Source organism: Arthrobacter sp. TmT3-37 (assembly GCF_054510835.1).
On the sequence record NZ_JBTNDU010000007.1, the window covers coordinates 116,662 to 140,569 of the forward strand.

At 71.4% G+C, this 23,908-nt stretch carries 22 protein-coding genes; 10 read left to right on the plus strand and 12 right to left on the minus strand.

What is annotated here, in order from left to right:
- Positions 1–37 precede the first annotated feature (37 nt).
- From ACX80U_RS11080 to ACX80U_RS11090, 3 genes are all read left to right on the plus strand, one after another.
- A complete protein-coding gene (locus ACX80U_RS11080) occupies positions 38–1,477 on the plus strand; it encodes an amidase (RefSeq protein ID WP_459268427.1) in 1,440 nt (479 codons plus the stop codon).
- On the plus strand, positions 1,478–2,941 hold the full coding sequence (locus ACX80U_RS11085) for a peptide MFS transporter (protein WP_133080071.1): 1,464 nt from the start codon (positions 1,478–1,480) through the stop codon (positions 2,939–2,941).
- A 168-nt stretch (positions 2,942–3,109) separates the two neighbouring features.
- Entirely contained in the window at positions 3,110–4,633 is a 1,524-nt protein-coding gene (locus ACX80U_RS11090; protein ID WP_459268428.1) for a long-chain-fatty-acid--CoA ligase, read from the plus strand.
- On the opposite strand, the gene ACX80U_RS11095 is transcribed toward ACX80U_RS11090, so the two are convergent.
- A complete protein-coding gene (locus ACX80U_RS11095; protein WP_459268429.1) occupies positions 4,630–5,823 on the minus strand; it encodes a glycerate kinase in 1,194 nt (397 codons plus the stop codon). The two genes, ACX80U_RS11090 and ACX80U_RS11095, sit on opposite strands and share 4 nt — an antisense overlap.
- Positions 5,824–5,875: 52 nt before the next feature.
- A complete protein-coding gene (locus tag ACX80U_RS11100; RefSeq protein WP_459268430.1) occupies positions 5,876–6,043 on the minus strand; it encodes a hypothetical protein in 168 nt (55 codons plus the stop codon).
- A 159-nt stretch (positions 6,044–6,202) separates the two neighbouring features.
- Here ACX80U_RS11100 and pgm point away from each other — a divergent pair, with 159 nt between their 5' ends.
- Positions 6,203–7,834: a phosphoglucomutase (alpha-D-glucose-1,6-bisphosphate-dependent) gene (pgm, locus tag ACX80U_RS11105; RefSeq protein ID WP_459268431.1), complete on the plus strand. Its 1,632-nt coding sequence runs from the start codon at positions 6,203–6,205 to the stop codon at positions 7,832–7,834.
- A 6-nt stretch (positions 7,835–7,840) separates the two neighbouring features.
- Here pgm and ACX80U_RS11110 read toward each other — a convergent pair whose 3' ends face one another.
- Together ACX80U_RS11110 and ACX80U_RS11115 are read right to left on the minus strand one after the other, a co-directional pair.
- Positions 7,841–9,208 (minus strand): aldehyde dehydrogenase family protein, encoded by a 1,368-nt coding sequence (locus tag ACX80U_RS11110; protein ID WP_459268432.1) that lies wholly within the window; start codon positions 9,206–9,208, stop codon positions 7,841–7,843.
- Entirely contained in the window at positions 9,205–10,059 is an 855-nt protein-coding gene (locus ACX80U_RS11115) for an SDR family NAD(P)-dependent oxidoreductase (RefSeq protein ID WP_459268433.1), read from the minus strand. The genes ACX80U_RS11110 and ACX80U_RS11115 overlap by 4 nt, the downstream gene beginning before the upstream one ends.
- Before the next feature lie 100 nt (positions 10,060–10,159).
- Here ACX80U_RS11115 and ACX80U_RS11120 point away from each other — a divergent pair, with 100 nt between their 5' ends.
- Positions 10,160–11,488, plus strand: a complete 1,329-nt coding sequence (locus tag ACX80U_RS11120) for a uracil-xanthine permease family protein (protein ID WP_459268434.1) — start codon at positions 10,160–10,162, stop codon at positions 11,486–11,488.
- 59 nt (positions 11,489–11,547) lie between these two features.
- Entirely contained in the window at positions 11,548–12,561 is a 1,014-nt protein-coding gene (locus ACX80U_RS11125; RefSeq protein ID WP_459268435.1) for a phosphotransferase family protein, read from the plus strand.
- 195 nt (positions 12,562–12,756) lie between these two features.
- Here the strand turns inward: ACX80U_RS11125 and ACX80U_RS11130 are convergent, their stop codons facing one another.
- The 5 genes from ACX80U_RS11130 to ACX80U_RS11150 form a co-directional block, all read right to left on the minus strand.
- Positions 12,757–13,584, minus strand: a complete 828-nt coding sequence (locus tag ACX80U_RS11130; RefSeq protein WP_459268436.1) for a glycerophosphodiester phosphodiesterase family protein — start codon at positions 13,582–13,584, stop codon at positions 12,757–12,759.
- Positions 13,562–14,371, minus strand: coding sequence for an HAD-IIB family hydrolase (locus tag ACX80U_RS11135; RefSeq protein WP_133080063.1), 810 nt, complete (start codon positions 14,369–14,371; stop codon positions 13,562–13,564). The genes ACX80U_RS11130 and ACX80U_RS11135 overlap by 23 nt, the downstream gene beginning before the upstream one ends.
- A gap of 70 nt (positions 14,372–14,441) precedes the next feature.
- The gene (locus ACX80U_RS11140) at positions 14,442–14,969 is read right to left on the minus strand and encodes a YbhB/YbcL family Raf kinase inhibitor-like protein (protein WP_133080062.1); all 528 of its coding nucleotides are present in this window, start codon (positions 14,967–14,969) and stop codon (positions 14,442–14,444) included.
- 36 nt (positions 14,970–15,005) lie between these two features.
- A complete protein-coding gene (locus ACX80U_RS11145; RefSeq protein ID WP_208740337.1) occupies positions 15,006–15,929 on the minus strand; it encodes a carbohydrate kinase family protein in 924 nt (307 codons plus the stop codon).
- Positions 15,930–16,004: 75 nt separating this feature from the next.
- The gene (locus ACX80U_RS11150; RefSeq protein ID WP_133080060.1) at positions 16,005–16,487 is read right to left on the minus strand and encodes a PGPGW domain-containing protein; all 483 of its coding nucleotides are present in this window, start codon (positions 16,485–16,487) and stop codon (positions 16,005–16,007) included.
- Between the two features lie 158 nt (positions 16,488–16,645).
- Here ACX80U_RS11150 and ACX80U_RS11155 point away from each other — a divergent pair, with 158 nt between their 5' ends.
- The 3 genes from ACX80U_RS11155 to ACX80U_RS11165 are packed head-to-tail and all read left to right on the plus strand — an operon-like array spanning position 16,646 to position 19,055.
- Complete coding sequence (locus ACX80U_RS11155; protein WP_459268437.1) at positions 16,646–17,623, plus strand: ring-cleaving dioxygenase; 978 nt, start codon at positions 16,646–16,648, stop codon at positions 17,621–17,623.
- An 8-nt stretch (positions 17,624–17,631) separates the two neighbouring features.
- Positions 17,632–18,270: an alpha/beta hydrolase gene (locus ACX80U_RS11160; protein WP_459268438.1), complete on the plus strand. Its 639-nt coding sequence runs from the start codon at positions 17,632–17,634 to the stop codon at positions 18,268–18,270.
- Complete coding sequence (locus ACX80U_RS11165) at positions 18,267–19,055, plus strand: isocitrate lyase/PEP mutase family protein (RefSeq protein ID WP_459268439.1); 789 nt, start codon at positions 18,267–18,269, stop codon at positions 19,053–19,055. The genes ACX80U_RS11160 and ACX80U_RS11165 overlap by 4 nt, the downstream gene beginning before the upstream one ends.
- Positions 19,056–19,079: 24 nt before the next feature.
- On the opposite strand, the gene ACX80U_RS11170 is transcribed toward ACX80U_RS11165, so the two are convergent.
- Positions 19,080–19,892: a prolyl oligopeptidase family serine peptidase gene (locus ACX80U_RS11170; RefSeq protein WP_459268457.1), complete on the minus strand. Its 813-nt coding sequence runs from the start codon at positions 19,890–19,892 to the stop codon at positions 19,080–19,082.
- Positions 19,893–20,040: 148 nt separating this feature from the next.
- On the opposite strand from ACX80U_RS11170, the gene ACX80U_RS11175 reads away from it, so the two are divergent.
- Positions 20,041–21,150: a GTP pyrophosphokinase gene (locus tag ACX80U_RS11175; RefSeq protein WP_133080056.1), complete on the plus strand. Its 1,110-nt coding sequence runs from the start codon at positions 20,041–20,043 to the stop codon at positions 21,148–21,150.
- Positions 21,151–21,158: 8 nt separating this feature from the next.
- Here the strand turns inward: ACX80U_RS11175 and ACX80U_RS11180 are convergent, their stop codons facing one another.
- Together ACX80U_RS11180 and ACX80U_RS11185 are read right to left on the minus strand one after the other, a co-directional pair.
- Entirely contained in the window at positions 21,159–22,679 is a 1,521-nt protein-coding gene (locus ACX80U_RS11180) for a carboxyl transferase domain-containing protein (protein ID WP_208740333.1), read from the minus strand.
- Positions 22,676–23,908 carry a CaiB/BaiF CoA transferase family protein gene (locus tag ACX80U_RS11185; protein WP_459268440.1) on the minus strand — a complete coding sequence of 411 codons (1,233 nt, stop codon included), beginning with the start codon at positions 23,906–23,908 and terminating at the stop codon, positions 22,676–22,678. The genes ACX80U_RS11180 and ACX80U_RS11185 overlap by 4 nt, the downstream gene beginning before the upstream one ends.

Consider the following 23,908-nt stretch of genomic DNA (forward strand, 5'->3'; position numbering starts at 1 on the left):
GCGGGTCCCGGAACCGCCCGCCTCCGATTGGGAACCCATGAGCGAACTCCACGAACTCTCCGCACTCACACTCCGCGACGCGCTGGTGCGCGGCGCGGTCAGCGCCCGCGAGGTCACCGAGCACTTCCTCCGGCGCATCGACACCCTCGACCCCGACCTCGGCTCCTTCGTCACCGTGACCCACGACGACGCCCTGCGGGCCGCCGACCACGCCGACCGGCTGCGTGCGTCCGGAGTGGCCCTCGGCCCGCTCCACGGCGTGCCCCTGGCACACAAGGACCTCACCGACGTCGCCGGCGTGAGGACCACCCTGGGCACGGCGGCCCTCGACCACGCCGTCGCCGAGCAGGACGCCCCGCTGGCCTCGGTGCTGCGCCGGGCCGGCGCCATCAGCCTGGGCAAGACCCAGGTCCCCGAGTTCGGACTGAGCTGCTACAGCGAGAACCGGATCGCCCCACCGGCCCGCAACCCCCTGGACCGTCGCCTCAGCCCGGCCGGATCGTCGGGCGGCAGCGCCGCCGCCGTCGCCGCCGGGATGGTCCCCTTCGCGCCCGGCACCGACGGCGGGGGTTCCATCCGCATCCCGGCGGCGGCGACCGGGCTGGTGGGCCTCAAGCCGAACCGCGGCCGCGTGCCGTCGGGCTCGGGACAGGCGGACCTCGGCCAGTTCGTCGTCGCCGGCCCGCTCGCCCGCTCGGCCGTGGACGCCGGGCTGATGCTCGACGCCCTCGTGCGGGAGCCGAACTACCGGCCCACGAGTGCGGCGTCCCGCTACCCCGGGTCCTTCACCGAGGCCGCGCTGCGGGCCGAGGGCCGCTTCCGCATCGGCGTCAGCACGGCCTCCCCCTTCTCCGGCGCGATGGACATCAGCCTGGACAGCGCCGCCACCGATGCCTTCTCCGCCGGGATCCGCCGGCTGCAGCAGGCCGGCCACGACGTCGTCGACGCGGACCTCACCTACGACCGCCGCTACCACGACGCGTTCCAGCTCGTCTGGACGGCCGGCCTCGCCACCGCGCCGATCCCCGACGAGCGCGAGGACCGGCTGACGGACATCACGCGCGTGCTGCGCCGTCGCGCCCTGGGCCGCAGCGCGGCGGATCTCGCGGCCGCCGTCGAGGTCCTGCGGCAGTTCGAGCAGGACACCATCAGGCAGTACTCCGGCTTCGACATGGTGCTCACCCCCGCCGTCGCCATGACGCCCCGCCCCCTCGGCTGGTACACCGACGCCGACGGCGACACCGACTACCTCCGGCAGTGCCGCTACTCGCCCTTCACGTCGATGGTGAACGTCTGCGGCCTGCCCGCCGTGACCGTCCCCACGCTGCGCCTGCCGGACGGCCTGTCGATGAGCGTGCAGCTCATCGGACGGCCCGGCGAGGAGGCCCAGCTACTCGCCGTGACCGCCCAGATCGAGGCCCTGCGCCAGGAAGATCGCGAATTTACTCCCCTTGCGCCCGGTGGCACCATGGAGTGAATGAGCACAACCCAGCGGACCGCCGCCACCGGCGGGAAAACGTTCCTCGGCCACCCGCGCATGCTGGCGAACCTCTTCAGCGTGGAGCTGTGGGAACGCTTCTCCTTCTACGGCATGCAGGCACTGCTCCTGTACTACATGACCTACTCCCTCGCCGAGGGAGGGCTCGGCTTCGATTCCGCCACGGCCGCGGGCCTCGTCGGGGCCTACGGCGGCGGCGTCTACCTCTCCACCATCCTCGGAGCGTGGCTCGCGGACCGCGTGCTCGGCTCCGAGCGGGTGCTGTTCTACTCGGCCATCATCATCATGTGCGGCCACATCGCCCTCGCCCTGCTGCCCGGCGTCGTCGGACTGGCGATCGGCCTCGTGCTCGTGGGCGTCGGCTCGGGCGGGCTGAAGGCCAACGCCTCGTCGCTCGTCGGCACGCTCTACGCCCCCGGGGACGACCGCCGCGATGCCGGCTTCTCCATCTTCTACATGGGCATCAACATCGGCGCCCTCGTGGGACCACTGCTGACGAACCTCGCATGGGACGCCTACGGGTTCCACGTCGGGTTCGGACTGGCGGCGATCGGCATGGCCGCGGGGCTCCTCCAGTACGCCGCGACCCGGAAGAACCTCCCGGACGCCGCGCACCTCGTGGAGAACCCGCTCCCCCGCACGGCGTACCCGCGCTGGATCGTCATCGCCGCCGCCGTCGTCGTCCTCCTCGGCGTGGTGCTGGCCACCGGGCTCCTCAATGCCGGCAACCTGGCCAACGTCATGGCCTACACCGCCATCGCGGCGACGATCGCCTACTTCGCGGTCATCCTCTCGAGCAGCAAGGTCAGCGGGGTGGAACGGCGCAGGGTCTACTCCTTCATGCCGCTCTTCCTCGCCAGTGCCGCCTTCTGGTCCCTGTTCCAGCAGCAGTTCACCGTGGTGGCGCTGTACTCGGAGAGCCGGCTGGATCGGAACCTGTTCGGCTGGGAGATGCCGCCGGGCATGGTGCAGTCCATCAACCCGGTCTTCATCATCGTGTTCGCCGGGATCTTCGCGGCCCTCTGGACCCGCCTCGGCAGCCGCCAGCCGTCCTCCCCGCTGAAGTTCTCCTTCGGCCTGATCATCATGGGTGTCGCGTTCCTCGCCTTCATCCCCTTCGCGGGCGGCGGCCCCAACAGCACGCCGCTGGTCGGCCTTGCCGGGATCCTGCTGCTCTTCACCTGGGCCGAGCTCTTCATCTCCCCGATCGGGCTGTCGGTGACCACGAAGCTGGCGCCGGAGGCCTTCCGCACCCAGATGCTGGCCCTGTTCTTCCTGTCGATCTCCCTGGGCACCACGGTGTCCGGCCTGCTCGCGGGGTTCTACTCCGAGGCGAACGAGGTGCCCTACTTCGCCTTCAGCGGCATCACGGCGATCATCCTCGGCGGAGCGCTCATCGCCGGCGCCCCCGCGATCCGGAGGGCCATGAGCGGGGTCCGCTAGGTCCGCGGCACTGCCCGGGGCCGGTGCGGCCTCCGGCATGAACAGGACCCGCCCGGCACCTCCGGGCGGGTCCTGTTGCATGCGACGCGCCCATCGCCCAGACTTCTACCGACCGGTAACTCCCGTACCGTCCGTTGCAGCATCGTGCTGGAGATCAAAGGAGATCGCGTGCCGAACCTCGCCAACAACCTCGTGGCCACTGCGACGAGGAGCCCCTCGGCCGTGGCCATCAAGCTCGACGACGTCGAGGTCACCTTCGGGGCGCTCGAGGTACTCAGCCAGAAGGTGGCGACGCTGCTCGCCGAGCACGGCGTGCAGCGCGGGGACCGCGTGGCGCTCATCATGCCCAATATTCCCCAGATGGCATTCGTCTACTACGGGGTCCTGCGGGCGGGCGCCGTGGTCGTGCCCCTCAATCCGCTCCTCAAGGGCCGCGAGGTCGCCTATCACCTGACGAACTCCGGCGCCCGGCTCGTCTTCGCCTGGGAGGGCATCCTCGCCGAGGCGAAGGCCGGCGCCGAGGCGTCCGGCACCGAGACCGGCGATCCCGTGAGCGTGATCCCCGTGGACAGCACCACGTTCATGCAGCAGGTGTCCGCCGCCGAGCCCACCCCCGGCGTCGTCGACCTGGACGGCGAGGAGACCGCCGTGGTCCTCTACACCTCCGGCACCACCGGCCGCCCCAAGGGAGCCACCCTCTCCCACCCCAACCTCTCCCGCAACACCGAGATCTCCCGCGATCTCATGGGCACCGCCGAGGGCGAGGTGCTCTTCGGCGGACTGCCGTTCTTCCACATCTTCGGGCAGACCTGCGCCCTCAACGCCGCCGTCCTCACCGGGGCCACGGTCACGCTCCTGCCGCGCTTCGAGCCCGGGAAGGCGCTCGAGATCATCGCCCGCGACCGGGTGACGATCTTCGAGGGCGTCCCCACCATGTACATCGCGATGCTGCGCCACCCGGGTGTCACGGACACCGACCTCTCCTCGGTCCGCGTGGCCGTCTCCGGCGGATCGGCGCTGCCGGTGGAGGTGCTGCACGAGTTCGAGCGTGTCTTCGGTGCGGACCTCCTGGAGGGCTACGGACTGTCGGAGACCTCCCCGATCGTCAGCTTCAACCGGGTGGGGCACCTGCGCAAACCCGGCTCCATCGGCACGCCCGTGGAGGGCGTCGAGGTGCGGATGCTCGACCCCATGGGCGACGAGGTGGCGCAGGGCGACGTCGGCGAGCTCGCCGTGCGCGGCCACTGCGTCATGAAGGGCTACTGGGAGAACCCGGCCGCCACCGAGGCGGCCATCCCGGACGGCTGGTTCCGCACCGGCGACCTGGCCCGCGTGGACGAGGACGGCCTTCTCTTCATCGTGGACCGCAAGAAGGACGTGATCCTCCGCGGGGGCTACAACATCTACCCGCGCGAGGTGGAGGAGGTGCTGTACGAGCACCCCGCCGTGGCGGAAGCCGCCGTGATCGGCGTGCCGGACGACCTGCACGGCGAGGAGATCGTGGCGGTCGTCGGCATCAAGGCCGAACACGCCCCGGCCGACGACGGCGCCCGCGAGGCGCTCGCGGCCGAGATCGTCGACTTCGCGAAGGACCGGGTCGCCGCCTACAAGTACCCGCGCCGCGTGGTGCTGGTCGACGCCCTGCCGAAGGGACCCACCGGCAAGATCCTCAAGCGCGAGATCAGGGTCTAGCCCCGACCGGCCGCGAAGACGCCGTAGACCTGCGCGGCCGCGTCCTCCATCAGCATCCCGGCATCCCGGATCAGCTCGTCGAGCACCATGGGACCGGTCGCGATGGAGAACGCCCCCGCCAGCCCGGCGTCCTGCACCTGGGCCGCCGTGAGCTGCACGCGCCCCGCGACGGCGACGACGGCGCAGCTCGCCGGGGCGTTCTCCACCACGGCCTGCACCACCTTGCCGCCCAGTGACTGGGAGTCGAAGGACCCCTCACCCGTCAGGACCAGATCGGCGTCCGCGAGCGCGCCGGCCAGACCGACGGCGTCGGCCACCAGGGCGGACCCGGGGACGATCTCCGCGCCCAGCAACGGGACGAGCACCGCGGGCAGGCCGCCGGCCGCTCCCGCACCGGGGACCTCGAGCATGTCGACACCGGACACCGCGCCCACGACGGCGGCCAGGTGCGCCAGGCCATGGTCGAGGACGGCGACGTCGTCCGGCGTCGCGCCCTTCTGCGGACCGAAGACGGCTGCGGCACCGCGGGGTCCGCACAGGGGATTGTCGACGTCGACCGCGATGCGCCAGCGGACCTTGCGGGACCGCGGATGGAGGTGGGCGGTGTCGATGGTCGCCAGGGCCGCGAGCGCTCCTCCGCCCGGCGGCAGGGGATCACCGTCGGCGTCGAGGAAGCGGGCACCGAGGGCGGAGAGCAGACCCGTCCCGCCGTCCGTCGTCGCGGAGCCGCCGATGCAGAGCAGGATCTCCTCCGCGCCGTCGTCGAGCAGTTGCGCCGCGATCTCCCCGACGCCGAAACTGGTGGCGGTGAGCGCATCGAGGGGGAGATCGGCGACGAGGGGCAGGCCGTTGGCCTCCGCAGCCTCCAGGACGCCCCGCACCGGCGCGTCCCCCGGGCCTCCTGCCCCCGAGATGCCGTAGCGTGCCGTGCGCGTCCGGCCGGCCGCGTCGTGGCAGGCGGCGGTCCGCGCCTCGGCGGACCAGGCCGTGAGGAGCGCGTCGAGGGTCCCTTCGCCGCCGTCGGCGAGCGGCGCCAGGACCACGTGGGGTACGGGATGGCCGAGCCGGGACGCCGCCGCCCGGACCCCCGCGGACATGGCGAGGGCAGCCTCCGCTGCGGGAAGGCTGCCCTTGAGGGAATCGGGTGCGAGGACGATCTTGAGCGGGCGCTGCTGCGCTGGCGTGGTCACCCGTCCACCCTAGCGGGCGGTCGAGCCCCGCTCCGGGGCCGACCGACGGGTGTCAGTCGCCGGAGCCGCCGTCGTTGTCCGCCTCGAAGTCCGGAGCGATCTCATCCTCGGTGCCGGGCCCGCCGTAGCCGCCCGCGGTCTGCTCCTCGAGCGTGCCGGCCTCCTCCGCGCCCTGCTCCTCGGGGTCGGCGGCTGGGATGTCACTGGAATTCTCGCTCATGGTGATACCTTCCGGAATGCGTCTGCCCCCTGGCTGGGTGCTGATACTCAGCTTACTGATGATCGGCATGCGGGCAACCCGTGGGCCCCGTCCGCCATTGAACCCGTCACGCACCCGCCGACGGGTGTAATCGGACGAGTTCTTTGGCATGCTGGGGCCATGGCTAACCGAGCGGGCACTGTTGCCCTTCCCAGCGACCTCGTCGACGTGACCAAGCTCCTCGACGCGTACTTCGACGTCGAACCCGACCTCCAGGACCCTGCGCAGCGGGTGGCCTTCGGCACCTCGGGCCACCGCGGTTCGTCCCTGAAGTCGTCCTTCAACGAGGTTCACATCGCGGCGATCACCCAGGCGATCGTCGAGTACCGCGCCGGTCAGGGCATCACCGGGCCCCTCTTCATGGGCAAGGACACGCACGCGCTCTCGGAGCCGGCGCAGAACACCGCCCTCGAGGTCCTCGCGGCCAACGGGGTCACGGTCCTCGTCGATGCCCGCGGCGCCTACACACCCACCCCCGCCGTGTCCCACGCCATCCTTACCTACAACGCGGCCAAGGTCGAGCAGGCGGACGGCATCGTCATCACGCCCTCGCACAACCCCCCGGGCGACGGCGGCTTCAAGTACAACCCGCCGCACGGCGGTCCCGCGGACTCCGATGCCACGACCTGGATCGCGAACCGCGCCAACGACCTGCTCGAGGGTGGACTGCGGGACGTCCGGCGCATGCCGATCGCACAGGCCCGCACCGCCGAGGGCATCGGCAGCTACGACTTCCTGCAGCAGTACATCGACGACCTCCCCTCGGTCCTGAACCTCGATGCCATCCGGTCCGCGAACGTCCACATCGGCGCGGACCCGATGGGCGGCGCGTCCGTCGACTACTGGGGTGCCATCGGCGAGCGGCACAACCTCAACCTCACGGTGGTCAACCCGACCGTCGATCCGCAGTGGGCGTTCATGACCCTGGACTGGGACGAGAAGATCCGCATGGACTGCTCGTCGCCGTCGGCCATGGCGTCGCTCATCGGACGGGCCGCCGAATTCGACATCGCCACGGGCAACGACGCCGACGCGGACCGCCACGGCATCGTCACTCCGGACGCCGGCCTCATGAACCCGAACCACTACCTCGCGGTCGCCATCCAGTACCTCTACGCCAACCGTCCCAACTGGCGCGCCGACGCCGTGATCGGCAAGACCCTCGTGTCGTCGTCGATCATCGACCGCGTCGCCCTCGACCTCGGTCGCGTGCTGCAGGAGGTCCCCGTGGGCTTCAAATGGTTCGTGCCCGGACTGCTGACCGGCGACCTCGCCTTCGGTGGCGAGGAGTCCGCCGGCGCGTCCTTCCTGCGCCACGACGGGACACCCTGGAGCACCGACAAGGACGGCATCCTGCTGGCCCTCCTGGCCTCGGAGATCACCGCCGTCACCGGGAAGACCCCGTCGCAGCACTACACCGGGCTGACCGAGCGGTTCGGCGCGCCCGTCTACGCGCGGATCGACGCCGCAGCGACCCGCGAGCAGAAGGCGGCCCTGGGCAGGCTCTCGCCCTCGGACGTCACCGCCACGACCCTCGCCGGTGAGGAGATCACCGCCCGCCTGACGGAGGCACCGGGCAACGGCGCCCCCGTGGGCGGCCTGAAGGTCACCACCGAGAACGCGTGGTTCGCCGCGCGCCCGTCGGGCACCGAGGACGTCTACAAGATCTACGCGGAGTCCTTCCGGGGCGAGGAGCACCTGAAGCAGGTGCAGGCCGAGGCGAAGGCCCTGGTGGACGGCGTCATCAGCTGACGGAGATCAGAGGAGCCTGCGCAGCAGCCTCCTCTTGACCGGCCCGAAGGGTGGATACGCGAGGCGCAGCGTGTCCATGCGGGTGGGCTTGGAGAACACCGGCTGCACATGGCTGAAGGTCAGGAACGACTGACGTCCGTGGTAGCTGCCGGTGCCGCTCGCGCCCACTCCCCCGAACGGCAGGCCCGGCACCGCGAGCTGGATGGTGCAGGCGTTGTGGGCCAGGCCGCCCGCCTGCACCCGGTCCGTGAACTCGCGCAGGTGTTCCTCGCGGTCGCTGAACAGGTAGGCGGCCAGGGGGTGGGGGCGTGCGCCGATGAACCGGATCGCCTCGTCCAGGTCCCCGACTTCGAGGATCGGCAGCAGCGGACCGAAGATCTCCTCCTGCATGAGCGCGGAGCCCGGATCGACATCGCGCAGGACGGTCGGCTCGATGTACCGCTCCGCGCGCTCGTGGCGACCGCCGGAGACCACGGTGCCCCCGTCCAGCAGGCCCACGAGACGGTCGAAGTGGTGCTCGTTGATGATCCGGCCGTAGTCGCCCGAGGTGCTCGGATCGCTGCCGTAGAAGTCCCGGACGGCTGTCGCGAGCGCATCGGCGAGGATCGGCGCGGCGGCCGGTGTGGTCAGGACGTAGTCGGGCGCCACACACGTCTGGGCGGCGTTGAGGAACTTCCCGTGGGCGATGCGGCGGGCGGCGGTGCGCAGGTCCCCGCCCACGACGACGGCCGGCGACTTGCCGCCCAGCTCGAGCGTCACCGGCGTGAGGTGCTCGGCCGCGGCCTTCATCACGATCTTCCCCACGCGCTCTCCGCCCGTGTAGAACACGTGGTCGAACGGCTGGGCGAGCAGGTCGGTGCTCACCTCGGCTCCCCCCTGGACGACGGCGACGGCCTCCCGGTCCAGGTACTCCGGCACGAGGCGCGCGAGCACCCGGGAGGTCGCGGGCGAGAGCTCGCTGGGTTTGAGCACCGCCGTGTTGCCGGCCGCGAGCGCCCCGACGAGCGGCGCCAGCACGAGATTCAGCGGATAGTTCCAGGGCCCGATGATCAGGACGACGCCGAGCGGGCGGGCCTGCGACCAGGCGCGGCCCGGCTGCAGCCCGCCCGGGACGGCGATCCGCTCCGGCGCCATCCAGCGGTCCAGGTGCCGGAGGGCGTAGCGCGCTTCCGCCCGGACCACGACGACCTCTGAGAGGAAGCCTTCCGTCCGGCTCTTGCCGAGATCCTCCTCCAGGGCGCCCGTCAGCTCGTCCTCGCGTTCGGCCAGCAGCCGGAGGAGCGCGCGCAACTGCTCGCGCCGCCACCCGGCGGCACGGGTCACCCCCGTCCCGAAGTACCGGCGCTGGTCGGCGAGGAGCCCTGCGGCGTTCATGCGTCGCCTTCCTTCTGGTCGGCGGGAGCACCGGGGCGTCCCGTGAAGTGCTCCATCGAGCTGTACACCCGGAAGACGCGCCCCGCGACGACGTCCCACACCGGCTGCGGCAGGACGTTGCGAAGGGCGCCGGCGAGCTGCACGGTCCACGGCAGCTGGACGCGCGCCCTGCCGGCGAGCATCCCCCGCCAGGCCCTGTCCACCACGTGGTCCGGTTCCATCAGCGGAGTCATCAGGGGGCCGCGGGCTCCCTCGAACATGCCGGTCCTGATGTAGCTGGGGATGAGCGTGGTGACGGTGATCGGGGAACCGGTCGATGCCAGTTCGAGGCGCAGGGAATCGCTCCAGCCGATCACGGCCCATTTCGACGCCGCATACACGCTCATGCGGGGCACGGCGAGGGTCCCGGAGGCCGAGGCCACGTTGAGGATCCTCGCGGGCGTGCCGCGCTGCATCATCGCCGGGAGGAACGCGCGCGTGACATGCATGGGCCCCGCGGTGTTCACCCGCAGCGTGAGGTCGATGTCCGCGGCGTGGTCGTGTTCCCAGAAGTACTTCCCGCGGACGATCCCGGCGTTGTTCACGAGGACGTCCGGCACGCCGACGTCGCCGAGGACGGCATCGGCCGCCGAACGGATCGACTCCACCGACGCGACGTCGACCACGTAGCTGTGCACGGTCGCCGTGGTCGATGCCAGGCCGGCGACCACCTCCTCGAGTGCTCGCCCGTCGACGTCCCAGAGGACGACGGCGGCCGCTCCCTCCCTGGCCGCCCGTTCGGCGTAGAGCCTGCCCATGCCCCTGCCTGCGCCCGTGACCAGTACGGTGCGTCCCCGGATCGGCGATACCATCGCTCTGCCCTTCCCTCGATTCCAAGCAACGTAACATCCCGGTCACGTGCTGCGGATAGGATTTCCCGGAACCCCTCGACCATCCCCGGAAGGCATACCCATGAGCGCACGAGGAATCGGCTGGACCCTCCACGGGGACGGCAGGAACGTGACCGCGGGCGGGTTCGTCGCGCCCGAGGAACGCCTCAGCTGGCCCAGGACCATCGGCATCGGGGCGCAGCACGTCGTGGCGATGTTCGGCGCGACCTTCCTCGTCCCGCTCATCACCGGATTCCCGCCGTCGACCACACTGCTGTTCTCGGGGATCGGGACGATCCTGTTCCTGATCATCACGGCCGGGAAGGTGCCGAGCTACCTCGGGTCGAGCTTCGCCTTCATCGCACCGATCGCCGCCGCGCAGACGCAGCACGGCGCGGCGGGCGCCCTCGGCGGCATCATCATGGCCGGTGCGGCCCTGGCGATCATCGGGTTCATCGTCCACACCGCCGGCGCACGCTGGATCCAGGTGGCCATGCCCCCGATCGTGACGGGTGCCATCGTGGCCCTGATCGGCCTCAACCTCGCGCCGACGGCCAAGTCGAGCTTCGAGCAGGCTCCGATCACCGCCCTCGTGACGGTGATCGCGATCCTGCTGGTCACGGTGCTCTTCAGGGGCATCCTCGGCCGGCTCTCCATCCTCGTCGGCGTCCTCGCCGGCTACGTCGTCGCCATGATCCGGGGCGAGGTCGACTTCGCGGCGATCCGGGGCGCGGCCTGGGTCGGCCTGCCGGACTTCGCGGCCCCGGAGTTCCACCTGTCCGTCGTCGGCCTCTTCGTGCCCGTGGTGCTCGTGCTCGTGGCCGAGAACATCGGCCATGTGAAATCCGTGGCCGCGATGACGGACCGGGACTTGGATCCCCTGACCGGGCGGGCCCTGATGGCGGACGGCCTGGCCACCATGATCGCCGGTGCCGGCGGCGGTTCGGGCACCACCACGTACGCCGAGAACATCGGCGTCATGGCAGCGTCGCGTGTCTATTCGACGGCCGCCTACTGGGTGGCCGGCATCGTCGCGATCCTCCTGAGCCTGTTCCCGAAGTTCGGCGCCCTGATCGCCACGGTCCCCGCCGGCGTGCTCGGCGGTGCGGGCGTGGTGCTCTACGGCATGATCGGCATCCTCGGCGTCCGGATCTGGGTGCAGAACCAGGTCAACTTCTCCAACCCGATCAACCTGTCCACGGCAGGGGTCGCCCTGGTCATCGGCATCGCGGACTTCACCTGGACGATCGGTGATCTCACCTTCGCCGGGATCGCCCTCGGGACCGCCGCGGCGCTCCTCATCTTCCACGGCATGACGGCGATCGCCCGCGCCCGCGGCAGCGAGCACGTCGCGGGTCCGGACGACCTCGAATCCAGCGACCACGGCAGCAGGCCCTCCAAGCTCGGCTGACTCCCGGGCGATGCGAGAATGAGGTCCATGCTCCGCTCCTCCATCATCCGCAGCGTCCGATGACGTCTCCCCGCGAGGTCTGGGCCTCCCCCGAGTGGCGGCAGCAGGCCGAACAGTGGATCGACCTCGTGCTCGAGAACTTCGGTGTCACGCGGCTGGGACCGACGGAGCAGCCGCGCATCCGCTTCTGGTCGACCCAGCTGACCGTACCCACGGACCACGGGACACTGTGGTTCAAGGAGAACAACCTCGGGCAGCTCGCAGAGGCGTCCGTCCTGTCGCTGCTGGGTGAGCTCGCCCCGGACCACGTCGCGGCGCCCCTGGCCATCGAACCGTCCAGGGGCTGGATGCTCACCGCCGACCACGGCGCGACCCTGGACACCCTGGGCTCCGAGGAACCTTCCGTCTGGGCCCGCATCACGGGTGACTTCGCCGACCTGCAACAGCTCCTCGCGCCGCACGGCGAGCGGCTCTCGCAGGCCGGCCTGGTCCTCATGAACCCGGAAGTCGCCGCCAACTTCGTCGAGAACCAGCTCCTGCTCCACACGGGCCTGCCGGCCGGACATCCGCTGTACCTGTCCGCGGAGGAGGCGGACGACGTCGTCGGGCGCCTGCCGGCCATCCACCAGGCGGTCGAGGTCCTGCGCAGCGTCGCCGTCCCCCTGTCCCTCGACCACAACGACCTGCATCCGCGGAACTGCTTCCTGCCCGGGACCAGCACCGAGCCGCTGCGGTTCTTCGACTTCGCGGACTCCTACTGGGCGCATCCCTTCAGCGCGTTGCTCGTGCCGCTCACCCGGATGCGCGAACAATGGCGCACGACGCCGGACGATCCTCGTCTCCAGGCAGTGGTCACCGCCTACCTCGAGCGATGGACCGGCTACGCTCCCCTGCCGGAGCTGCGGGCCGCCGTCGAGCCCGCCCTGGCCCTGGCCGGAGTGCACCGGTACGGTTCATGGCTGCGCCTGCTGGTGTACGCCGACGACGACTCGATGCGCACCTACGCACCCGCCGCCCTGCACTACCTGCGGACCCTGACCGATCCTGTGCTGGCCGCCGGTACGGCATCCTAGGGCTCGCCTCCTTGACGGCCACCGCGGAGCCGTGGGAGTGTTCTACAACGATGTAAAAAGCGTTTTCAACGGGCAGCGGCTAGCTGCCCGCACCCACCAGACTCGGTGGACCGGCAGGGGGCGCGATACCCCGGCCGGCGCGCCGATACCGAAGGAGCCCGGTTGCGGGTGTGGCCGCGACCGGGCTCCTGCACGTCAGGCCGGACGGCCCTGGGGCCAGGCGGACCGAGCGGCCATGCACGCGGCGAGGACATCGGCGGCGTCGGACACGAGGCCGTCGGCGCCGAGATCCAGCAGCCGGTCCATCTCCCTGCGCTCGTTGACGGTCCACACGTGGACCTGCAGCCCGCCCGCCCGGCAGGCGCGGAGGAAGCGGCCCGTCACGACGCGCACGCCGCGGTACGTCTCGGGGACCTGCAGCGCCTGCACCCGCGCGATGCGCGCGACCGCACCGGCCAGCCCGAGCGGCGCGAGCAGCTTCACCAGGGTGTTGACCGCCATGCCGGCGGAGGACGCCGTCGGCCTCCCGAGCAGGCGCAGCACCGCGAGCCGCCGACGGTCGGAGAAGGACGCCACCAGCACGCGGTCATGGACCCCCAGACGGTTGACGAGCTCGGCGAAGGGTCGCACGCAGTCGTCGCTCTTCACGTCGATGTTCAGGCGCAGCCGGGGCCACCGGACCAGGACGGCCTCGAGGGTCGGGATGCCGCCGTGTCCCCCGATGGACAACGCCCCCAGGTCCAGCGCCGTGCGCGCCGCGATCGGTCCGCCGACGCCGGCCACCCGGTCGAGGTCCCCGTCGTGGAAGACCATCACCACGCCGTCGCTCGAGGCGCGGACGTCGATCTCGAGATAGCCGAAGCCGAGGTCCACGGCGCGTTCGAAGGCGGCCATCGTGTTCTCCCCGCCGTCGGGCGCGAAACCGCGGTGGGACAGCGCGAGCGGGAGGCCGCCCGGTCGCAGGCCGGACCGGTTGTCGAGATAGGGGAAGCGGCCCGCGTCAGGCCGTACGGAGCGCCGCAAGCCGTTCCTCCAGCACCTGTGCCACGCCGTCCTCGTCGAACGGAGGCGCCACGAGGTTCGCGGCGGCGAGGGCGTCGGGGTGCCCGGAGGCCATGGCGTACCCCTGCCCCGCCCAGCCGAGCATCTGGACGTCGTTGGGCATGTCGCCGAACGCCACGACGTCGGCGGCATCGATGCCCCGCGCCGCGGCGTAGCCGGCGAGCGTCACGGACTTGTCGATGTGCGGCACCGCCATCTCGAGCAGCGCGATGGTGGGAGCGGAGTGCGTCGTCGAGACGAGGTGGGCGACGGCGGGGCGGACGGCCGCCAGGAAGTCGTCGGGTGAGACGTCCCGCTCCCGGGAGAGGAACTTGACGACGTCCTCGCCCGGCAGGGACTCCTCGAACGGCTGGGCGGTGATCCCGCCGAGCAGCTCGGAGGTGGCGGCGTCGCCGAAACCCGGCTCGAGGTGGAAGCCGGACACCGTCTCGGCCGCGAAGGTCGCCGCCGGGAAGAGCCCCCGGATGATGTCGCGTGCGGCGAAGACGTCCTCGGGCTTCAGGAGCTTCGCGTCGAGGACGCGCTCCGCCTCGAGGTCGTACGTCAGGGCGCCGTTCGAGCAGATGACCGTCCCGGTGTGGCCGAGCTGGTCCCGGAGCGGCTGCAGCCAGCGCGGCGGGCGGCCCGTGACGAACACGACGTCGACCCCGGCCTCGACGCACGCGCGGAACGCACGGACCGTCCGTTCGCTCATCCTGCCGTCGTGACCGATGATGGTCCCGTCCATGTCGCTCGCCACGAGGCGCATCGCTGACTCCTTCGTTTCCTGGACTCCCACCCTACCGGCGGCGCGGGGGCCACCTGCCGGATGGCCACGGCTACTGCTCGAACGTGCCGATCAGCCGGGCGCGGCCGAGAGTGTGCGAGAACAGGGCGAACCCGAGCGAGGCGGGCGTGGCGTCCGCGGGGACGCCCAGCGACTCGGCGTCCACGGCGTGCACCACGACGTGGTAGTGGTGCGGGCCATGGCCCTCGGGCGGGGCGGCGCCGATGAAGCCGGCGAATCCGGCGTCGTTCCGGAGCTGCACCGCACCGTCCGGGAGCAGTCCGGAGCCCTCCGTGCCGGCCCCGGCGGGCAGCGACGTGGTGGTGACCGGCAGGTCGGCGACAGCCCAGTGCCAGAATCCGCTGGCCGTCGGCGCATCCGGGTCGTAGACCGTCACCGCGAAGCTCCTGGTGCCGTCCGGGAAGCCGCTCCAGCCCAGCTGCGGGGATTCGTCCCTGCCGCCGGCCCCCATGACCCCGGATGCCTGCGCGGCGCCGAGCGGCTCCTGGTGCGTGATGTCCTCGCTGGTCAGCTCGAACTCGGGTACCTGCGGAAGGTCTGCGTAGGGGTCGCGGGTCATCGGTGTGCTCCTGGAGGTCGTCATGGCTCGTTCGGGTCAGGCCCGGCGCGCCATCTCGTCCCGGGTGGGTGGATTGGCGCCCGCACGGGAGACGGTGATGGCCGCGGCCCGGGCCGCGTACTGCAGCAGGTCCGTCAGCTGCCCGAGGTTGATTCGGCGCAGCTCGTCCCGGCGATGGGCACCGTCCAGTTCGAGATCCACGAGATATCCCACGAGGGCCGCCATGAAGGAGTCCCCGGCACCCACCGTGTCCACGACGCTCGTCGGGGGTGCGGGCACGGACACCTGGCCCGCGCGGCACAGCGCCCACGGACCCTTCGATCCGCGGGTCACGACGACGACGGCGGCCCCGGCCTCCAGCCAGGCCCGCGCCGACTCCTCGGGGGTCCGATCGGGATAGAGCCACTGGAGGTCCTCGTCGGAGGCCTTGACGACGTCCGCGAGCCCCACGAACCTCTCGGCCTGGTCCCGGGCGAAAGCCGCGTCCCGGATGATGGTCGGCCGGCAGTTCGGGTCGTAGGTGACGGTGGCGAGCGGGTGCGCGGCCGTCACCAGCGCCAGGACGTCGTCGGCCCCCGGGGCGAGCATGGTCGCGATGGAACCGGTGTGCAGGAGGGTGGTCCCGTCGAGGAGCCTGTCCTTCTGCCCGGCGAGGCCGGGCAGGTCCCAGACCAGCTGGAAGTCGTACGCCGCGCCGCCTGCGGGGTCGAGGCGCGCGGTGGCGACGCTGGTGGGCGAGCCGTCGGCTTCGACCGGGAAGGGCACCGAGTTGTCGCGGAGGTGCTGCTGGATCATGCGGCCGTACTCGTCGTCGCCGTACCTGCCGACGAACTGCGCCGGGTGGCCGAGCCGCGCGAGCCCGACGGCCACGTTCATGGGGCTTCCGCCCACGTGGGCGCGCATGGACGCGGTGTCGCTGACGACTTCGTCGATGAGGGTTTCCCCGATTACGGTGAGCACACCTTCAACGTACCAGCCCCGGTGCGTCACCCGGCCGGAGGCTCTTCCCTGTCGGGGACGCCCCGGACGTGGGCCCTACTCGGCGTCCGTCCCGACGGGTGAACGCCTCGCCGGCACCGGCCGCCCCCGGAAACGCCGCACGCTGTAGGCGATGAGGGCGAGGGCTATCAGGGACGAGGCGATGAGGCTGACCCCTGTACCGGACCCGCCGAAGAGCCACCACCTGTCCTCGAGGAACCACCAGGACGGAACGCCGGGTTGCAGGATCCACACGACCCCGAGACCCATGATCACGAAGGCACTGAGGCAGCTCGCCGCGATGCGTGGGATCGTCTTCACCCCCAGGGCGGCGGCGTGGTAGGCGCTCTCCTTGAGGGGCTTCAGATACCGGCGCGCCCAGTGGTACTGCTGCGAGAGGACGGCGAGGCCCGCGGCCAGCATCAGCAGCCCCGGTCCGGGCAGCACGAGGGCGGCGATTCCGAGCACCACGAGGGTCCACCCGAGCACCTCGATGCCGGTACGGCGGACCCAGCCCCGGACCCGCTCTCTCGCTGCCATGCACACAGGATGACACAGGACGCCGGACACACACGACGCTCAGCAGGCTGCCTACCGCGTACGGGGCCGGGCCGTGCGGGAGGGAACAAATACCGATATACATGCGTTTGCATGGACATACCGGCGCACGTGGACCGGTCGCTACCAAGGAGGACACTGTGACTGCACGAACCGAAGGCCTTCATCACGTCACCGCGATCGCCGGTGATCCCCAGAGGAACATCGACTTCTACATCAGGGGACTGGGGCTGCGCCTCGTCAAGAAGACCGTGAACTTCGACGATCCGGGCACGTACCACCTGTACTACGGCGACGAGGCCGGCCGTCCCGGTTCCCTCCTGACCTTCTTCCCCTGGCAGGGCATCCGCAGCGGACGCGTCGGCAGCGGCCAGTCCACCACCACAGCGTTCTCCGTGCCGCAGGGCACCCTCGGCTGGTGGCAGGAGCACTTCAAGGCCCTCGGCGTGGAGTCGACCGTCTCCCGCGCATCCTCCGAGGAGGAGCGCCTCTCGCTCCGCGACCCCGACGGCCTGCAGATCGACCTCGTCGCCTCCTCCGTCTCGGACCCCCGCAATCCCTGGGACTCCGCGTCCGTCCCCGCCGAGTACGCCGTCCGCGGCCAGCACTCCTCCGTCCTGACCGTGCAGGACCCCACCCGCACCCTCGAGACGCTGACGCGCGATCTCGGCATGAACGTCCTCGCCGAGAAGGACGGCCGCTACCGCCTGAGCACGCACGACGGTGAACCCGGCACCGTGGTCGACGTCGTCACCGATGCGCGCGGCGAACGCGGGCTCGTCGCCGGCGGCACGGTGCACCACATCGCCTTCCGTGTCCCCGACCAGCAGACGCAGGAACTCTGGCGCCAGGAGCTCGCCGAGCGCGGCTACGGCGTCACGGCCATCCTCGACCGCCAGTACTTCACCTCGATCTACTTCCGCGAACCCGGTGGAACCCTCCTCGAGATCGCGACCGACACACCGGGCTTCGACATCGACGAGCCGCTGCTGGAACTGGGCCGCTCCCTGAAGCTGCCGCCGTGGCTCGAGCCGAACCGCGAGGCGATCTCCGCCGCCGTGGCGAAGATCGAACTGCCCGGGGAGAACAACCCGGCCATCCAGGCCTTCGTGAAGTAGGTACGGACATGACCACCACGCATCCGTGGCCGCACCTGTTCGGTGCAGGAGCAGCAGGCACGCCGGTGCTCCTGCTCCTGCACGGCACGGGCGGCACCGAGCACGACCTCCTTCCGCTCGTCGACCGCCTCGCGCCCGGCGCCGGCTACCTCGCACCGCGCGGACCGGTGCAGGAACATGGCATGAACCGCTGGTTCCGGCGCTTCGGCGAGGGCGTGTTCGACGTCGACGACGTCGTCCGCCGCGCCGGCGAGCTCGCCGGATTCATCGACTGGGCGCGGGAGCACTACGGCATCACCGACCGCCCGCTCGTCGCGGTGGGCTTCTCGAACGGTGCGAACATCGCGCTCGCCGCCGCGCTGCTCCACCCGGCCGTGGTCGCGGACGTCGTCGCGTTCTCCGGCATGTACCCGCTGGAAGGACGCACCATCGAGGCCGATCTCTCGGGCACGGCGGTCGCCCTGTTCAACGGGACCGCGGATGCCATGGCCCCCACCGACAGCGTGATCCGCGTCGGTTCGATCCTCGAGAGCCGCGGCGCCGAAGTAGACCGGAACGTCCGCGAGGGCGGTCACGGGATCCACCCGACCGAGATGGACGGCGCAGCCGCCTGGATCAGCTCCCACACGCAGAAGGTAAGGCAATGACCGAAACACGCACCGATACCGCCGCGAAGGCCACCACGCTCGCCCGCCTGCACTCCGCCCCGGAGATCCTCCAGGTCGTCAACGTCTGGGACGTCATCAGCGCGAGGACGATCGCCGGTATCCCGGGCACGAAGGCGCTCGCCACGGCGAGCCACTCCATCGCCGCGTCGCTCGGCTACGAGGACGGCGAGAACATCCCGCTCGACGAGATGATCACCGTCGTCGGGCGGATCGCCGCCGCGACAGACCTTCCGGTCTCCGCCGACCTCGAGGCCGGCTACGGAGACCCCGGGGACACGGTCCGCAGGGCGATCGGCGTCGGGATCGTCGGCGCGAACATCGAGGACCAGATGCGACCGCTGGCGGACGCGATCACGCAGATGGAGGCGGTCCTGGCGGCCGGCACGTCGGAGGGTGTCGACTTCGTGCTGAATGCGCGGACGGATGCCTTCGTGAAGGGGGGAGACCGTGATCCCGCGGACGTCCTGGCCGACGCCGTCGAACGGGGCAGGGCGTACCTCGACCTCGGCGCCACCACGGTGTTCGTGCCCGGCCTGCTCGACGAGCAGGCCGTCACCACCCTCGTGGAGGCCTTCGGCCCGCAGCGCCTCAGCGTCATCAACGTACCCGGCAGCCTCGCACCGTCCCGCCTGCAGGAACTCGGCGTCGCCAGGATCTCCTACGGACCCTGGACCCAGCGCGTCGCCCTGACCGCGCTGGCGGATTCCGCACGCGAGCTGCTCGCCGGCGGCACCCTGCCCGAGGGCACGCTTCCCCTCAACTAGGGAGCGCCGCGACCCGGACCCCGGTCAGCCGGGTGCGGGCAGTCCGGAGGCGGCCGCGTCGTCGAGCAGTTCGACGACGCGGTCCCAGTCCTTCGATCCCGGGGTGATGACGGCGAAATGGTCGCCGGGCACGAGGGACAGTCCCGCCGTCGCGCCCGCTGCCGTCGCCGCCCGCACATAGCTCTCCGCCTGGCTGAGCGGCACCGTGGTGTCCTTCTCCCCGTGCACCGCGTAGACGGGGACGTCGAGCGGGACGGCGGTCATGGGGTCCGCGAGCCGGTAGCGCTCGGGGTCGTCGGGTGCACCCAGCAGGTTCTCGACGGCGCCGTCGCCCAGCCCCAGTTCGCGGGCCTCGCGGAGGTCGAGCACACCGGCCTGGCTGACGACGGCGGTCAGCGGCACCCCGGGCGTCCCGGCCCCGGGAGCCCCGGCCGGCAGTGCGGCCCTCCCCGCCGCCCACACCGCGAGGTGCCCGCCCGCGGAGTGTCCCAGCGCCGTCGTCGAGCCGAGGTCCAGCCCGTGCTCGTCCGCCGCGCAGGCCAGGTGGTCGATACCGGCGGCCACGTCCTCGAAGGTGGCGGGCCAGCCCCCGCCGTCGCCCGCCCGTCGGTACTCGAGGTTCCAGCAGGCGTAACCGCGTCCCACCAGGTCCTGCGCGAGGGGCTCGCCGAGCTCCGCGCCGTAGGTGGAGCGCCAGTAGCCACCGTGGATGATGACGACGACGCCGCGCACTGCCATCCCGGCGGCAGGCAGATGGAGGTCAGCGAACTGGCTCGGATGCCCGCCGTAGTGATAGCGCTGCGGCACCGCGGCGCGGGCCCTGGTTGCCGCCCTGATGCCGCAGGCGGCCAGGACGCCCGTACCGGCGGCCGTCAGCAGCGCGAGCACGGAGCGCCGACCCACGGGGTGTCCTCGATCCACAGGGGAAGCCTAACCGTCGTCCCGGTTGGCTACGATGAAGACTCTTCGTGGAAAGGCACGGTTCATGGGCGCGTGGGATGATCTCGATGAGCGGTTGCGGCCTGCCGTCGAAGCGCACACGCGTGAGTACGAGCGCGTGCGGCCGGCCCTCGACCGCGTCACGGTCGCCATGCGCGACAGCATCGCCGCGATCTTCGACGGGACGGACCTGAACCCGCTCTTCGTCACGGCGCGCACCAAGACCGTCGAGTCCTTCCGTGACAAGGCCTCCCGCACCCTGCCCTCCCCCGAGGCCGGTGCACCGCCCGTCCTCGTGTTCCCCGATCCGCTGCGCAACCTCACCGATCTGGTGGGCGTACGCATCATCACCACCCTTCCGCACGAGGTGGACCTCGCCGCGAACCTGCTCAAGCGGCAGCGCCACGAGTTCGACTGCCGGGGCGACCGCGAGAAGGACATCGGATCCATCGAATCCGGCACGTACGGCTACTCCAGCCGTCACCTCATCATGCGGACCATCCACAGCGAGGTCGTCCGGTCCTTCCAGCAGGCCGTCGACCCCGACACCAGGGCCGCCGGGAGCTACCTGTTCGAAGTACAGGTACGCACCGTGCTGGCACACGCCTGGTCGGAGATCGAGCACGACATCCGGTTCAAGGCGTCCAACCCGAAGGCATGGAGCCCCTACTTCGACCGGCAGTTCACCGGAACGGCGGCCATGCTCGAGACCGTGGAGTCGGCGTTCGCCGAACTCCACGAGCGCTACGAGACCGTGACCGGGTTCTGGGACGAGGAGGGCGAGGGCAGCGCCCCCCTGACGCCCAACCGCATCCGCGACATCTGGCAGACGCTCCTGCCGCACGTGGACCGGAAGTCTGACGACAACTGGGGCTGGGCGGCCGAACTCCTCGCGGCCCACGGCCTGAAGACGACCCTGGAACTGGTGTCCCTCCTGCAGGCGGGCACCATCACCACGGTGCGCAAGGCGCTGGACCACCGGTACTCCCCCGGGCCCGACCGGCTCCTCGACGACATGCTGCTCTGGCACTACGGCGAGCGGCACATCGACCTCACGGCAGAGGCGCGGGACGCGGAGAGCACGCCCCGACGTGACAGCCTCCAGCGCCGGTACCGCCAGATGGAGATCTACCGCAGCCAGCACCCCGGCGCGTAGCCGGCCGCCTAGCCCTCCGCCCCGGCTCCCGCCCGGTATTTCCCGGCACGCCGCACCAGACGGTCGCCCGCGGGGAGCTCCTTCACCCGGGCCAGCTCGTACTCGATGGCGACCGCCATCCGCTCGCAGAAGGCCCTGCCCTCCTCGGCGGCGTCGGGCCGCTCGTCGACCACGTGGTCGACGACGCCCCGGTCGACGAGGGCGGCGACCTTGACGCCCTGCGCCTCGGCCATCTCGGGGGCGCGGTCGACCGTGCGGTGCACGATGGCGCTCGCACCCTCCGGCGGCAGCGGCGACAACCAGGCGTGCTCGGCGGCGATGGTGCTGTCGGCCGGCAGCAGTGCGAGCGCGCCACCCCCGGCGCCCTGACCGAGGAGCACGGAGACCGACGGCGACGCCAGCCCGATGAGATCGTGCAGCGAGCGGGCGATCTCGCCCGCCAGCCCGCCCTCCTCCGCCTCCTTCGACAGATCCGCGCCCGCGGTGTCGATCACCGTGAGCAGGGGCAGGCCGAGTTCCTCGGCGAGCTTCATGCCGCGTCGCGCCTCGCGCAGCGACGCCGGCCCCAGTCCGGACTCCCCCACGAGGCGCGGCCGCTGGTGCCCGAGCACGATGCAGGGCTGCCCGCCGAAGCGTGCCAGTGCCAGGAGGAGCCCGGGATCCTTCTCCCCCTGGCCCGTGCCGTTCAGCGGCAGGACGTCCCGCGCCCCGTAGGCGAGCAGCCGGCGCAGATCGGGGCGCCGGCGGTTCCGCGAGACGAGGATGGAGGTCCAGGCGTCGCCGCCGCCGGGCCGGGACGACACCGTGGACGGCGCGTCAGGCGCCGTCGGGCTGCCCGCGAGCAGCACGCTCAACGCCTTGTCGACGATCCCCGCGAGGTGTTCGGGCGGCACCACCGCGTCGATCAGACCCTTGTCGAACAGGTTCTCCGCGGTCTGCACCCCGCTCGGGAACGGCCGGTCGTACAGCGCCTCGTAGACACGGGGGCCGAGGAAGCCGAGCAGCGCCCCCGGCTCCGCGACGGTCACGTGCCCCAGGGAACCCCAGGACGCCATGACGCCGCCGGTGGTGGGGTGCCTGAGGTAGACGAGGTACGGCAGCCCGGCCTGCCGGTGCGCCCGCACCGCGCCGGTGATGTCCACCATCGACAGGAACGCGGGCGTCCCCTCCTGCATGCGGGTCCCGCCCGACGCCGGTCCGGCCAGGAGGGGCAGCCGCTCCCGGGTGGCCCTGAGGACCGCCGAGGTGATCCGGTGTGCTGCGGCGGCGCCGATCGATCCGGCGAGGAACGTGAACTCCGAGACGATGACGGCCACGCGCCGGCCGTGGATGAGCCCCTCGCCCGTCAGCACGGATTCGTCCGCCCCGCTCTTCTCCCTGGCCCGGTGCAACTCCTCCCGATAGGACGCCGCGATCCCCGGGTAGGCCGCCGGGACCGGCGTGTCCCAGGACGCGAACGATCCGGTGTCCAGCACGGCCTCGATGAGCTCCCGTGCCGTGAGGTGCCGGACCGGCGCCGACGCCGTCACGCTCCGGTACCTCCCGGGACGGACCCGGAGAGCCAGGCGCGGATGGCGTCCCCGTCGCCGTCGAGCAGGGGCGGCGCCGTGTGGCCGGTGAGGGTGGTCTCGGCGTCGCCGTCGAAGAACCGCAGGGGCGGCCCGGGCAGGGCGATGTCGCCGAGGACGGGGTGCTGGACGGTCAGGAGCAGCCCCTGCGAGTGCACCTGTTCCCAGGCGTAGACCTCGTCGAGGGTGCGGACCTTGCCCGCCGGGATGCCGGCGCCGTTGAGCTTCGCCAGCAGGGGTTCCGCCTCGTAGGCCGAGAACGCGTCCTCGACGACGCCGATCAGCTCGTCGCGGTTGCGCACGCGGTCCGCGTTGGTCGCGAACTCGGCGCGGCCCGCGTCGAGTCCGAAGGCGGCGGTGAAGGTGGCCCACAGCTTCTCGCTGCCCACGCTGATCTGGACCTTCCCCCCGCGGCAGTTGAACAGGCCGTACGGGGCGATCGACGGGTGGTGATTGCCCTGGGCGCGCGGCACCTCGCCGGCCACCGTGGTGCGTGTGCCCTGGAAGGCATGGACGCCGATGATCGCGGCGAGCAGCGACGTGCGCACCACCTGCCCCCGGCCCGTCCGCTCCCGTTCGAGCAGGGCCGCGACGGCACCGTACGCCCCGTACATGCCGGACAGCAGGTCGGCGATGGGGACCCCGACGCGCTGGGGGTTGTCGGGATCGGGCCCGGTGACGGACATGAGGCCGGCCTCGCCCTGGACGATCTGGTCGTAGCCGCTGCGCCTGGCCTCGGGGCCGTCGTGCCCGAACCCGGTGATGGAGAGGATGACCAGGCCGGGGTTCAGCTCGTGCATGGCATCCGTGGAGAACCCGAGCCGGTCGAGGACCCCGGGCCGGAAGTTCTCGACCACGACGTCGGCTCGGCGCAGCAGTTCCGTGAGCACCGCCCTGCCGTCGTCGCTCTTGAGGTCCAGCGCGATCGATTCCTTGTTCCGGTTGCAGGACAGGAAGTAGGTGGCCTGGCGGTCGTCCTCCGGGCCGACGAAGGGCGGGCCCCAGCCACGGGTGTCGTCCCCGGTACCCGGTGTCTCGACCTTGATCACGCGGGCGCCGAGGTCACCGAGCATCATGCCGGCGTGCGGCCCGGCAAGCGCCCGGCTGAGGTCGACGACGAGGCGCCCGGACAGTGGACCGCCGCGCTCCCCGCGCTCGCTCCCGCTTCGTTCCTGTGGTGCGTCGCTCAT

What these genes read in the sequence shown, in the direction of transcription:
- ACX80U_RS11080 (WP_459268427.1), top strand. Translation starts at nt 38, where the DNA reads ATGAGCGAACTCCACGAACTCTCCGCACTCACACTCCGCGACGCGCTG.
- ACX80U_RS11085 (WP_133080071.1), top strand. Translation starts at nt 1,478, where the DNA reads ATGAGCACAACCCAGCGGACCGCCGCCACCGGCGGGAAAACGTTCCTC.
- ACX80U_RS11100 (WP_459268430.1), bottom strand. Translation starts at nt 6,043, where the DNA reads ATGAGCGAGAATTCCAGTGACATCCCAGCCGCCGACCCCGAGGAGCAG.
- pgm (WP_459268431.1), top strand. Translation starts at nt 6,203, where the DNA reads ATGGCTAACCGAGCGGGCACTGTTGCCCTTCCCAGCGACCTCGTCGAC.
- ACX80U_RS11110 (WP_459268432.1), bottom strand. Translation starts at nt 9,208, where the DNA reads ATGAACGCCGCAGGGCTCCTCGCCGACCAGCGCCGGTACTTCGGGACG.
- ACX80U_RS11115 (WP_459268433.1), bottom strand. Translation starts at nt 10,059, where the DNA reads ATGGTATCGCCGATCCGGGGACGCACCGTACTGGTCACGGGCGCAGGC.
- ACX80U_RS11120 (WP_459268434.1), top strand. Translation starts at nt 10,160, where the DNA reads ATGAGCGCACGAGGAATCGGCTGGACCCTCCACGGGGACGGCAGGAAC.
- ACX80U_RS11125 (WP_459268435.1), top strand. Translation starts at nt 11,548, where the DNA reads ATGACGTCTCCCCGCGAGGTCTGGGCCTCCCCCGAGTGGCGGCAGCAG.
- ACX80U_RS11135 (WP_133080063.1), bottom strand. Translation starts at nt 14,371, where the DNA reads ATGCGCCTCGTGGCGAGCGACATGGACGGGACCATCATCGGTCACGAC.
- ACX80U_RS11140 (WP_133080062.1), bottom strand. Translation starts at nt 14,969, where the DNA reads ATGACCCGCGACCCCTACGCAGACCTTCCGCAGGTACCCGAGTTCGAG.
- ACX80U_RS11150 (WP_133080060.1), bottom strand. Translation starts at nt 16,487, where the DNA reads ATGGCAGCGAGAGAGCGGGTCCGGGGCTGGGTCCGCCGTACCGGCATC.
- ACX80U_RS11160 (WP_459268438.1), top strand. Translation starts at nt 17,632, where the DNA reads ATGACCACCACGCATCCGTGGCCGCACCTGTTCGGTGCAGGAGCAGCA.
- ACX80U_RS11165 (WP_459268439.1), top strand. Translation starts at nt 18,267, where the DNA reads ATGACCGAAACACGCACCGATACCGCCGCGAAGGCCACCACGCTCGCC.
- ACX80U_RS11175 (WP_133080056.1), top strand. Translation starts at nt 20,041, where the DNA reads ATGGGCGCGTGGGATGATCTCGATGAGCGGTTGCGGCCTGCCGTCGAA.
- ACX80U_RS11185 (WP_459268440.1), bottom strand. Translation starts at nt 23,908, where the DNA reads ATGAGCGACGCACCACAGGAACGAAGCGGGAGCGAGCGCGGGGAGCGC.